The organism is Rhodococcus sp. WAY2, from assembly GCF_009859915.1.
Lineage (GTDB): Bacteria > Actinomycetota > Actinomycetes > Mycobacteriales > Mycobacteriaceae > Rhodococcus_F > Rhodococcus_F oxybenzonivorans.
In genome coordinates this window covers 979,664-991,117 of sequence record NZ_CP046573.1, presented here as the reverse complement: position 1 = coordinate 991,117, position 11,454 = coordinate 979,664, and the positions used below count along the sequence as shown (strand labels likewise).

Annotated in this window: 13 protein-coding genes and 1 pseudogene; 7 read left to right on the top strand and 7 right to left on the bottom strand. The window is 62.7% G+C overall.

Features of this window, described 5'->3' with window-relative positions; all coding sequences use genetic code 11:
• Positions 1-661 precede the first annotated feature (661 nt).
• The 5 genes and pseudogenes from GFS60_RS34550 to GFS60_RS39570 all read right to left on the bottom strand — a co-directional run bounded on the left by GFS60_RS34550 (position 662) and on the right by GFS60_RS39570 (position 2,374).
• A complete protein-coding gene (locus tag GFS60_RS34550) occupies positions 662-958 on the bottom strand; it encodes a hypothetical protein (RefSeq protein WP_159929015.1) in 297 nt (98 codons plus the stop codon).
• A gap of 95 nt (positions 959-1,053) precedes the next feature.
• Complete coding sequence (locus tag GFS60_RS34545; RefSeq protein WP_159929013.1) at positions 1,054-1,233, bottom strand: YegP family protein; 180 nt, start codon at positions 1,231-1,233, stop codon at positions 1,054-1,056.
• A 129-nt stretch (positions 1,234-1,362) separates the two neighbouring features.
• Positions 1,363-1,488 carry a hypothetical protein gene (locus GFS60_RS40200; protein WP_328799849.1) on the bottom strand — a complete coding sequence of 42 codons (126 nt, stop codon included), beginning with the start codon at positions 1,486-1,488 and terminating at the stop codon, positions 1,363-1,365.
• A gap of 106 nt (positions 1,489-1,594) precedes the next feature.
• Positions 1,595-1,846 (bottom strand): annotated as a pseudogene (locus tag GFS60_RS40195) (DUF6308 family protein); the annotation flags it as partial.
• A gap of 159 nt (positions 1,847-2,005) precedes the next feature.
• Positions 2,006-2,374 carry a hypothetical protein gene (locus tag GFS60_RS39570; protein ID WP_236603656.1) on the bottom strand — a complete coding sequence of 123 codons (369 nt, stop codon included), beginning with the start codon at positions 2,372-2,374 and terminating at the stop codon, positions 2,006-2,008.
• 146 nt (positions 2,375-2,520) lie between these two features.
• Here GFS60_RS39570 and GFS60_RS34530 point away from each other — a divergent pair, with 146 nt between their 5' ends.
• The 3 genes from GFS60_RS34530 to GFS60_RS34520 are packed head-to-tail and all read left to right on the top strand — an operon-like array spanning position 2,521 to position 6,421.
• Positions 2,521-3,921: a UvrD-helicase domain-containing protein gene (locus tag GFS60_RS34530; protein ID WP_159929011.1), complete on the top strand. Its 1,401-nt coding sequence runs from the start codon at positions 2,521-2,523 to the stop codon at positions 3,919-3,921.
• Positions 3,918-4,622: a DarT ssDNA thymidine ADP-ribosyltransferase family protein gene (locus GFS60_RS34525; RefSeq protein WP_159929009.1), complete on the top strand. Its 705-nt coding sequence runs from the start codon at positions 3,918-3,920 to the stop codon at positions 4,620-4,622. Before GFS60_RS34530 ends, GFS60_RS34525 begins: the two co-directional genes overlap by 4 nt.
• Positions 4,619-6,421 carry an ADP-ribosylglycohydrolase family protein gene (locus GFS60_RS34520; protein ID WP_159929007.1) on the top strand — a complete coding sequence of 601 codons (1,803 nt, stop codon included), beginning with the start codon at positions 4,619-4,621 and terminating at the stop codon, positions 6,419-6,421. The genes GFS60_RS34525 and GFS60_RS34520 overlap by 4 nt, the downstream gene beginning before the upstream one ends.
• 113 nt (positions 6,422-6,534) lie before the next feature.
• On the opposite strand, the gene GFS60_RS34515 is transcribed toward GFS60_RS34520, so the two are convergent.
• Entirely contained in the window at positions 6,535-7,611 is a 1,077-nt protein-coding gene (locus GFS60_RS34515; protein WP_159929005.1) for a HigA family addiction module antitoxin, read from the bottom strand.
• A complete protein-coding gene (locus GFS60_RS34510) occupies positions 7,608-7,928 on the bottom strand; it encodes a type II toxin-antitoxin system RelE/ParE family toxin (RefSeq protein WP_159929003.1) in 321 nt (106 codons plus the stop codon). Before GFS60_RS34510 ends, GFS60_RS34515 begins: the two co-directional genes overlap by 4 nt.
• 239 nt (positions 7,929-8,167) lie before the next feature.
• Between GFS60_RS34510 and GFS60_RS34505 the strand changes: the two genes are divergently transcribed.
• The 4 genes from GFS60_RS34505 (at position 8,168) to GFS60_RS34490 (ending at position 11,415) form a co-directional block, all read left to right on the top strand.
• Positions 8,168-8,413, top strand: a complete 246-nt coding sequence (locus tag GFS60_RS34505) for a multiubiquitin domain-containing protein (protein ID WP_159929001.1) — start codon at positions 8,168-8,170, stop codon at positions 8,411-8,413.
• Complete coding sequence (locus tag GFS60_RS34500; protein ID WP_159928999.1) at positions 8,413-8,781, top strand: hypothetical protein; 369 nt, start codon at positions 8,413-8,415, stop codon at positions 8,779-8,781. The genes GFS60_RS34505 and GFS60_RS34500 overlap by 1 nt, the downstream gene beginning before the upstream one ends.
• 1 nt (position 8,782) lies before the next feature.
• Complete coding sequence (locus tag GFS60_RS34495) at positions 8,783-10,246, top strand: ThiF family adenylyltransferase (RefSeq protein WP_159928997.1); 1,464 nt, start codon at positions 8,783-8,785, stop codon at positions 10,244-10,246.
• 167 nt (positions 10,247-10,413) lie between these two features.
• Positions 10,414-11,415 (top strand): Abi family protein, encoded by a 1,002-nt coding sequence (locus tag GFS60_RS34490; protein ID WP_159928995.1) that lies wholly within the window; start codon positions 10,414-10,416, stop codon positions 11,413-11,415.
• Positions 11,416-11,454: the final 39 nt, after the last annotated feature.

Here is an 11,454-nt window from a genome sequence, read left to right as displayed (position 1 = left end):
CCGCGGCGCTGCTCCCGGCGCTCCGCGCCGGGAGGCGGAGCGAGTCGCTTCGCTCCCCGCCAGGGAGCCGCTGCGCGGCTCGCAGTGGGCCCATTCCCGTTGCCGTCGATCGAGTCGCTTCGCTCCTCTGAGTTTCCAAAATTAGGCTCTCACCTGAGCCTTTAATCGCCCAGTTCAATCCGGTCCCCCACACCCCAACGAAGCTGGGGAAGCGGGCAGATACGCCCGACACGCCGCCCACTCGCCTTCCCGCGCCACTCAATGTCATACCCGCAGCATACCACCCAATTCCCCGGCAACCCAACACAGTCAAAATCTCAAAACACCCAAATATGTTCAACAACAACAAATTCTGAACCTTACAATCTGACGTTTGTGCATAACACACGTAAAATCTTATTCACCAATCGATTATCCAAAGATGTTGTAAACCAACATCTTTCAAAAACGACCCAAAACCGGACGAAACAGACACCCCGCCCGCCGACACCCCGGCGCCGGCACGCCCCCGACAGGTCGCCGGCACCCCCACATCACAAACCGGGGACATGTCATCACACCAGGTCACAGCACCATTACGCCCACGCACAGCACACGGCCCGCACCCCGGAAGTCAGGTGCGGACCGTCAGATCAAGCGACTTCAGAGCTTCGCCGCCGGTTCAGTCGGGGGTGAAGAACAGTTCCATTCCGATCATGAACCACGCCACCATTGCCGCCATCGGCACGAACGCGAACACCGACGGCAGAGCAAACTGCCGGGCGGGCCGCCACGGAACCGTCATCACACCGCACGCCACCACCACCACCGCTGGTGCAGCCCAGCTCACCCAATACGAGGCAGGCGGCGGATCAGGCCCGAACGAGGTGAACGAGCCGTGCGGATACACCCGCGGCTGCGGAACATTGCCGTAGTGCTGCCACAGCAAAACCGACAGATAGCAGAAGAAACCCAGCAACAGATCCGCGATGACGCCCAGCGAAATCCGCAGCCCTTTTCCCGATCCCGCGGGCGGCGATCTCAGCTCATCGGCGCCACGGGAATCATCAGAGGTCAGGTCAAATCCTCAGTGGGAGCGGATCCGGCATTGTCCTTGATCGACGCGATCCCGGTCTGAGCCGCCGCCTTCGAGGTGTACCCCTGGCTCGCCGCGATGATCTCCCCGTTGGCTGCCTTCAAGTGGAACCGGAACTTGCCGGCCGCGTCCTTGAAAAGCTCGAACTTCGCAGTCATCGCCCCTCCTCCGCCACGTGTCCACGACGGTCGCGAACACCGTGCGATCACGGTAAGCCGACCACACACCCACCGGCGGCCGAACGCCCCCTTTTCGGCGGCACCGTCCGAACCGTACTCCGGGACGTGTCATCTTCCCAGGTCAGAGCGCTCTTCGAAGCCGCGATTCTTGCCGTCCATCCACGCGATCACGTCGAAGACCCGGCGCGCGGAGATCTCCTCGGGGAGGCCGGCCTCCTCCCGGATCGACAGCAACCGGTGATGCAACGCGCCGTCGTCGGCGCGAAGGGCCCCGGACCGGGTTCAGATGTGCTCGCTCGGTGCCCAGGACCTCACTGACCACCGAATCCCAGCTCGGATACGGCCGGGGACGTTTGCGGGCGATCAGCTTCGTCGCCTTCGCCCGACCGATCCCCGGCAGCGCCCAGAGAGCGGTTTCCAGGTCCCAGGCGGGCCATCCCGGGGTCAGCGGTTCCGGTTCGTCGACCAGGGCCCGATCCGGGCCGATCGCCGCCAGAAGAGAATTCAACGCCGCCGCCTCGGTGTGCAGGATCGCCCGCGCCGCCTTCGCCGGGACCTGCACCGACAGGAACACCCGCCGCGACCAGATCATCCGCGGTGAACCGGTCCGCCTCCCCCACCCGATCCCCGGCACTCGACCACGAATCGAAGTGCGCACCGACCTAAGCGTCGTCGCCCAGATACGGGCGGCCGTAATGCTTCGTCAGCGCCGCGACCGCCGCAGCGTCCGAGTCGGTCGCGAGGGTCGTCGCTACGCGCCGGGCCCGGAATCAGGGGCGGTATCGGCCGCGGCGCGGCCGCCGGCTGTTTCCGGCAGAAGCGTGCGGGCCTTCTCCGCCAGGTCCGGCAGGCCGAGCGCACCCCACCAATCACCGTAGGCCCGCGCCGGGGCGGTCCGAGCGAGTTCCTCGTCCACCAGCACCACCGGGCCGGTCGTACGCGACGCGGGCCACAAACCGGGCGACCTCGTCCAGCACATCGGCGGCGAGACGTGGTCGGCGTCGGAGGCTCGGACCAGGTGGACCCAGGACTCGAACCGGGTGCCGGGGGTCGAACTCGCAGGATCGGCGCTGTACCGGAGCCCCGCACTCCAGTGCGCGACAGCGAGGCGCAGAAACACGACCGCGGTCCCGACCGCTAGTCTCGCAGTTCAGTGAGGTTTGGTGTGCCAGTCTCCGCGCCACGCGGGTCGGCACGTCGCTCCCGGCTACAAGGAGGCGGAACGTGAGGGTGCCAGTGACGCGCTCGCAGGCGAGTGGAGACTAAGTGAGTCCACTTCCACAGCCCAAAGGCAAGCAACCTAAGGTTATTCACCTCTCGTCAGACCAGCATCACGTCGTACTCGGTACTGCCGGAACCGGCAAATCAACGATGGCCATGATGCGTGCGCTGCACCTTGCCCGGCCATCGACCGCCAATAATGGCCCCGTTCTGGTCGTCACCTTCAACAACGCTCTCGTCACCTACCTCAAGTACCTCGAGCCGGCCGCACAGTCAAAAATCACCATCGAGACCTATGCCAAGTTCGCCCGGGGATACCTGAACTCGAAGGGTCACATGGAGTGGGGACGGATTGCGAAACCGGAGCAGGTAAGTGATGCGGTGGCCAAAGCAGTGCAGAGCGCGAGGCGCCGCTATAGGGGCTCGGTCCTGGATCGAGACCTCGACTGGTTCATCGACGAATTGCACTGGATCAGCGGAATGGGGTTCACCACCGAGGACGCCTACCAGCTGGCCGACCGAGTTGGGCGTCACACACCACTACAAAAGGGGCTTCCGCGGAAGGTCATCTGGGAAATACGCGACGCCTACCGCAAATTCCGGGACGAGGCCGGCTTCTGGTATGACTGGTACGATCTCGCCGCCGTAACCCGGGGAGTCTTCGAGCGGGATAGCGGTGACCGCAAGTACCTGCACATCATCATCGACGAAGGCCAGGATCTCTCCCCGGAAGCCATCCGCTCACTGACCCTCGCCGTTGCACCGGGAGGATCGCTCACCTTCTTTGGTGACTATCATCAAGCGATCTATGGGCAGGGACTGTCGTGGCGCAGTGCCGGCATCAACCTCAATGGTCGACCGACTGAAAAGTTCGTAGACAACCTCCGCAACACGGCCGAGATAGCACGTGTTGCAATCGCGTTGGCGCAATCCACCTACATGAAGTCCGGTGACATTGATCTTGTCGAACCCGTCCAACCCATAGTCGGGGGTGTGAAGCCAACGCTGGCGCGGTGCGTCGACGGTGACGGCCAGATCGATCTCGTACGACGGTTTGCCAGTGACAGGAGCAAGGTCGAGAAGGTCGCTATTTTGGCGCGAACGTGGGAGTCAGCGCGACGGGTTGCAGGACCTCTCCCATATAGGAGGCTGGACGCCGACCTTGCTAAGTGGGATGACGAGCCCGGTCTCTATGTGGGTGCCTACCACTCGGCAAAAGGACTCGAGTTTGCCTCTGTCTGTATGCCTTTCCTCGATGAGTCGCACGTACCCCACCCCGAAGTACTCGCCGCGTACGTTGAAGACGAAGCGTGCGCGCGAGAAGCCCGTCTGCTGTACGTCAGTATCACACGAGCTCGGTCAACGCTTTTGATGACCTACAGCGGTACACTTACGCGCCTCCTGCCGGACAACACGGATCTGTGGGACGAGATGGTATGGCCATGATTCCGATCGATGAAGCCCTCACGCGCGTGCCCGTCTCCCGGCTCGTTCACTTCACCTCGGCAGTCAACCTCGATCCCATCTTCAGGGATGGAGCCATCCGGAATTCGGAAGACCTTGCAGCCAACGCCGCTGATCGCTACTCACCGACAGACCTTCAGCGGTACGACGGACGACCCAGCCATGTGTGCAGCTCCTTCGAGTACCCGAACGCGTACTACCACCACCAGGCGAAGGGCAAGGCCGAGTTCATCAATTACCCCGACTGGGTGTGCCTGATTCTCAACCGCGATCTGGTGAGGCGGACCGGAACACTGTTTTCCTCGTGCAACGCCGCGACGGCGGGCGGTGCATATCTAGGCGAGGGTGGACAGGCGATGCTCGATTGTTGGGGCAGCAAGACGGTTGATGGACGATTCCCCCGGCGTTCCACGCACCTAGCGGCAGTCCCAACCGACTTACAAGCAGAGGTTCTGATTCCCGGGTCAATCGATCTGTCCGAGGTTTCCGCGATAGTGACGAAGAGCGCCGAGCGGGCGAGGGAGCTGTTCGGAACTCTGCAGATGTACGGACTTCAGCCAGGCCGGATGGAATGGAGATATGCACCCATGTTCTTCGACCGCGCACAGCTCAGAAGCCATATCTGGCGCGGACAGCGGGTGCCCGAGTTTGTATGGACGCCCACCGCTGAGGATTTGGCATGACCACGACGCGGCATGACAAGGTCGCCGGCATCTTCCTCGGTGCAGCCGTCGGCGATGCGCTCGGGTGGCCGCAGGAAGATCGCAGTCAGATCGTCGGAGGTAAGGCTGCGCGGATCGTCGAGCCGCGGCCCGAGTTTCGGTCCTGGACCCGTCACGGGGGCACGCAGTTCGGTCGCTACCTCGACCCCGTCGGGGCCGGCGAATACAGCGACGACACCCAGCTTCTGCTTGCGGTTGCTCATTCCTGCCTGCGTGGTTCTGACTGGTTCGAGTGGTTCACGCGAATCGAGTTGCCCCTGTGGGGTGGATACCAACGTGGTGGCGGGGGTGCCGTTCTTCGCGCCTCACGTGCCTGGGCTGACGGCGGCGAGCCATGGGTGTTCACCTCGAAGAGGGACATGGCTAGAGCGGAAAAGTACTTCCTGGCGGGCGCCAACGGTGTAGCAATGCGGATCGCACCGCATGTCGCCGTCACTGCCTCGGGAGGCATCGAAGAGCTTCTCCACCGTGTGGTCCTGGACGGTCTTACCACACACGGCCACCCACGCGCGATTCTCGGCGGATGCGTACACGCTCTCGGCCTTCGCCATGCACTGCTCCACGAGGGAACCCTTGAGTACGGGGAACTGCTGGAGTCTGTCCTTGGCGAGGCGGCATGGCGTGATCCGGCTGTGTTCTTCGATACGGTTCCGTCAGAATGGGTCGAGGCCTATGGCGAAGTCACTCAAGGACGCGGCCCAATGGAGTTGGCTGCTTCCTGGAAACGCACCGTCGAGGAAGTCCAGGAAAAACTTCGTATTGCACGCGTCGGTCTAGCACGCGGAGCGCTCGCAGACGACCAACAGACTCTCCGCGAGATCGGCTGCTTCGGGAAGGAGAGTGGATCCGGCACCGTGACCGCAGTCGGAGCCCTGTATGTGGGAGCACGTACAGCAACCCAGCCGGTCAGCGGACTCTTACGGACCGCTTTTCTGGAGAACGCCGACACCGACACTCTGTGCTCCATGACCGGTTCGCTTCTAGGGGCGATACACGGAACCCGATGGCTCAACGAAATGGCGACCAGTGTCCAAGATCACGAGCATCTCCGCCGCAATGCACGTGCGGTTGCCGATATAGGTTTGAGCGACAGCGAACAACTGGCCTTCAAGGCAGTGCCTTCAGATATACGACATGTCAAGGAATGGATGACTGCTCTCTTCGAGAACGCATCTGCGGACTACATCCCGGACGGCCGATCGTTCGAAGTGCTTGAGATCCAGGAATTGGAAACTAAGACCAAGAACTTCGCAGTCCGAATTGTGGGACGGACGGGTGACGGCCAAACCCTATTCTTCGACCGGCTGTCGAAAACACCAAATGAAGCTGTACGTCAAGCGAATCCGGCGCGGCTGACCCCTCACCACGACACGTCGTCGAGCACGACCGCGGAACACAGCGATGGCCGCGCGGCTGCGCTGATCGAACCGGAACTTGTGGCGGTCGAGATCAAGGTCGATGACCTCAACGCTGCACTTCAGTTCTACCGAGACGTCCTCGGCGTTCCGTGCCGAATGGCCGGCGAGAAGCTCCATGTCGGAGAAGGCCTCATCCTCTCGGCCGAGACTCCGGACCGGGGTATTCGCAGTCATCGCGGGGTCATCATCACACTCTCTGTAGGCGACTTAAAGCGTGCGGCAGCACGAATCGAGAGCGCGCAAGATGTGGAGTTCCGTTGGGCGGAGGATGGTAAGTCGTTCTGGCTAAAAGACCCCAGTGACAATCGAATACGGATAACCAGCTCAAACCGAGTCCACTGAAGTACCGCGCACCAGCAGCGAGGTCTATCGGCCCCTTCACCTCCATCGCTTGGACTCTATTCGTGCGTGTTTGATCTGCCGAGAATCGTCCTAGTTACGTTGAATTGCGGTCGTCACCATTTCTTGAGTTCGGCGAGCACTGAAGGGGCATTCTTGACCAACGTGCTCTTCCATGGGATTCGTCCATCATTCTGAAGGCGGCCGATTAGGACGATTGGGTGAATACCTAGGCTGCTGGCTACCGACATTAACCATGGCTGGTTGATTCGTGCGGGTACCGCGGGAAGTGGGGCCGGCAATACCCAATCGGCAGCTTGGTCGTTGGCGGGACCTTCCGCGCCGAGCGTGGGGCTTTCCCCCTGGTCGTCGATGATGTATTTCTCGTCGTCGAGATGGCCCAGGATTATGTGGGCGACCTCATGCAGCACGGTGAAGAGAACCTTGTCGAACCGCTTTCCCCTGCCTGAAATGCCAATTACGGGCGAGCCATCTCCAAGCAGGAACGCACAGCCATCCATCTTGCTCCCAGGAAACGCCTCTACGAACACCAGACGAACGCCGACCTCGGCAAAAAGGCCAGGGAGCCTAATGAAATCGGCTGGCTCCTTGATCAATCGAGTCAGATTAGCTGCCAATTCTTCCAGAGCCGCACGATCGTAGGTGCCAACTTCAAGTTCCTCAGCTCGCTGCCGCACGCAAGCAATCCAGGCAAGCTGAGTGCCGGAAACGTGTTCGTCTGCTTTGGAACGACGAGCGGCGACCAGAATCGCCGGGTCACTAAAGATGTTGTCGAGGTTATAGAGATGTTCGAGTTCACGCGCTTGTTCTGAAGGCGTCTCGCCCTGAATTATTCCCCGCTGCCGAAGCACACTGATGGGGGCAAGATCCTTCAATCGCGCGCGCAGTCGGACATCATTCAATTGTCCTTGCGAGCGCTCATCTTGTGCGTGTCGCCACAGGTAGTACTTGTCCTGAATTTTCAGCCACATCTCGGGAGAGGTCTTAAGGGCGGCGGCGATTTGGGTCGCCGATTCCCTGGTGATCTCCTTTTTGCCGGAGACGATCTCCGACACGAACTGTGCGGGACGGTCGAGTATCTCTGCGAACTCGGCCTGGGTCCATCCCCGGTCATTCAGTTCGTCGGCCAGGATCTCGCCAACGGGGACGGCCACTGCCAGCTCGGTACTCACCGCACACCTCCTTTCACTGATACATCGACGAGTTCAAGGACGACGACAACGAGGTCTGCGTCCTCGAGCCGGAGCGCGAATGCCAATCGGTACCCCTCATTGAGGCGGATCGAATAGCAGTTCTCCGCACTGCCGGTGTCGATCCGCTCGAGACCGACGGATCGCATCGCGCGGAGATCCCGCATGTCCATGGCGCCATCTACGATCTGCAACTTCTTGCGATAGGCCGCGATCACGGCGCGTTCCCACCGAAGCGACGTGATGTCGCGGTCCTCAGCGAGACGACGCAAGTCCTCGTCGCCGTACTCGATCTGCACTCGGATTCACTCCATCACCCATACGCCTGTGACCGGAACCCTACCGCGCGGTCCGGGCGTACCCGGCAGGACGCTCCGCACGACTGACTCCGATCATACGCTTCACCCTAGGGGTGATGGAAGTAACTACTGCTAATAAGCTTAAGGGTGATGGACAAGTGTCGACTATCGGATATGCTGCTATCGGGAACAAACCCACCCTTGGCCGGCGCGCCCGGGACGAAGTTGAGGAGGTCGGCATGGCCGACAAGCACGAATCGCGGAAGAAGCTCACCATCACGATCGACGGCCAGCCGTTCACGACTCGTGACGACGATCAGGAATCGGCCGCGCTGCTACGGCTCGCCGGCCTCGATCCCGCGCAGTACGACCTGGCCAAGATCAAGCGCAATGGCGAGCCCAAGGTCTACCGCGACGAGAAGGTCATCGACCTCGAGGAGGGCGATGCCTTCGTGACCGTTCGTCAGAGCGCCCAGGTCGCCTAATGAGCGACGTCGTTCCGCCCGCCGACGGCGCCGCGCGTTTCATCGCCGACCTCGCCGGTGAAGGGCACGAGCCGACCCGGTGCGGGGATGTCGTGCGGTACTACGTCATCCCCGCATCGGGCCGGCACGCCGGAATTCGGCTCGAAACCGGCGTCAGCGTGGGCGAACTGCAAGGGTGGCCCACCGTGCCACCACACTGGATACATCTTCCCGACGAGATCGCCTTTCCCCACACCAACACCGATGTCCAGGACTGCCCACCTGGCTGGCAACGACACTCCCGCGACACCGGCCCATGGCGGATGGATCGCAAGCCGATCCTGGTCTGGATTGCACACGTGCGCGGCATGCTCGGACAGGCGGTCTGAGATGGACGGGCATTCGGTAGCGATGACGCAGGAGATGCACGACGCGCTGGCTCGGCATCTGCTGCGCACCGACGGGCAGGAGGACATCTGCCTGGCTACCTACGAGGTCTCGACCGGTGCACGCCGCGTCTCGAGGGTGCTGCACTCGGTCGAACTTCCCCGTGATGGTGAGAGGTCCGTACACGGCAACGCCACCATCACCGGCTCGTACGTCCTTCGCGTCGCAGCGGAAGCCGCGCGCGATGGCCGCGGCCTGGTCATGCTGCACAGCCACCCCCGCGGTGAGGGGTGGCAACGCCTCAGTGGCCCCGATTTCGACGCCGAACAGTCCTACGCCGTCCTGGCCCAGCAGGTCACCGGTTTACCCCTGGTCGGCATGACCCTGGCCGGCGACACGACCTGGTCGGCCCGCATCTGGTCGGACACAACACCGGTGTGGGCAGAAGCCGTACGCCGCGTCGGCACCAACCTGACCATCTCGTGGAACAACGCATTGCGGCCACCGCCGAAGGTCGAGGAAGCGCAGAGCCGAACGATCTCGGCCTGGGGTGAGTCGCGGCACCGGGACATCACCCGGATGCGCATCCTCGTCGTCGGCGTCGGCAGCGTCGGACTCGACGTGGCGCAGCGGCTGGCCGCCACCGGCCTCGCCGAGATCGGCGTCATGGACCACGACCGCATCCATGAGGTAAACCGAGACCGCATGATCGGTGCGACCCGCCGCGACGTGCGCCTGCACCGTCGCAAGGTCGACGTCGCCGCACGCCTCGCCCGCCGAGCCGCCACCGCCCGCCGTTTCGTGGTCCACACCCACCACGCCAACATCTGCACGCCTGAAGGCCGTGCGGCAGCGCTCGACTATGACCTCATTTTCTCGTGCGTCGACAGGCCCTGGCCCCGTGCCGTACTCAACACGTTGGCCTACGCCGACCTCATCCCCGTCATCGACGGCGGAATCGCGATCGACACCTTCGACGACGGCGCCATGCGAGCGGCGACACGACGAAGCCAGACCGCCACTCCCGGCCGACCCTGCCTGGCGTGTACCGGGCAGATCGACATGTCCGAAGTGGCATTGGAAATGGGCGGCAACCTCGACGACCCCGGATATATCCGGCGTGCACAGAGGTCACCGGTCGCAGGGCGCCCCAACGTGGCCGCACTGTGCGCCGCAGTGAGCGGCAGCCAACTCGAACACTTCGTGACTCTCGTGGCCCGACCCGGCGGACAAGGAGTCCCGAACGCCCTGAGGTTCGCCCTCGCCACCCACCACCTGGAGCACCTACCGCACGACACGCAGCCTTACTGCACCACCGAAAGCCACACCGCCACCGGCGATCGCCGTGCCGATCTGAGCCGCACCGACATACCGTGGGCCCGTGATCACGCGGCGCCGATATCGACGGTTCGGCGCTGGGTGCAGAACCTTCTCGATCGCACGGTCGAGAAATTCCTCAACGCCTAATACTGCGACGGCACTCGCTGGAGTTGCCCGCGGCTTCGGCAGCAACTCAGGCCTGACCATGTCGATGAACGCCGAGTACACAGTTTGTCGGCGGGTTCCGGTACAGTTGCAACCAACACGGCCAGCCTTCCGCTCATCTGAGGGGGAGGCTGGTTTTCTGTTATCTCGTGAGTCAACCCACCTACGGTAAACCGTTCAAGACCATTCCCCAGCAGCGGCAGCTGCTGGAATCGCGAGGGATGACGATCGCGGACCCCGCGGCCGCGGAGCGGTGGTTGGACACCGTCGGGTACTACCGGCTCAGCGGGTACTGGTATCCGTACCGCGTTCGTACCAGGCCAGCAAGCGGCCCCCCGGTCATCGAGGACCGATTCAAGCCCGGGACGTCGTTCCAGCAGGTTCTCGATCTCTACGAGTTCGATCGCGTACTGAAGCTGCTGGTTCTCGACGCGATCGAACGGATAGAAGTCGTCATGCGGGTGCGGGTCGGTCACACCCTCGGCCGGCACGGTGCATTCGCGCACACCGACCCCACCGTCCTGGGCCCCGAGTTCGTCGGTGTTGCGGACCCGTCGCGCCCGCCGGCCCATGCCGAATGGCTCGACGGTCCGCACGCGAAATGGCTGCGCAAAGTCGGGCAGGACCAGGGGCGATCGAAGGAAGAGTTCGTCACGCACTTCAAGCGCAAGTACGGCGGTCCGCTCCCGGTGTGGGTGGTCACCGAGATCCTCGACTTCGGCGGCCTGTCGCGCCTCTACGAAGGACTCATGCAAAAGGATCGCGACGACATCGCCGCGAGCTTCGACCTGAGAGACAACTCCGGCGCCGGCCACGGTGCAGCCCTGGTGAGCTGGATGAAGAACCTCAACTACATCCGCAATACCTGTGCACACCATTCACGACTGTGGAACCGGAACATCGACGTCCAGGTCTCCGGCCGGCACCTGACCACCATCCCTGATCTGCAGCATGCGGCGGCACCGGCGACCACGAAACGTGTGTACGCCTCGCTGGCAGTGCTCGCCTATCTGCTCGACCACGTCGATCCCCGCTCGAACTGGACAACGACGATCACTCAGCAAATCCAGACCGGGCTCGCCGCACTGAATCGGTCCGAATCCGAGATGGGTTGCCCACCAGCATGGGCGACAGAAGCCGTCTGGATCTAGTTCAGTGTGCGACGTGCCGCCGACGGATCGTGTGGACCG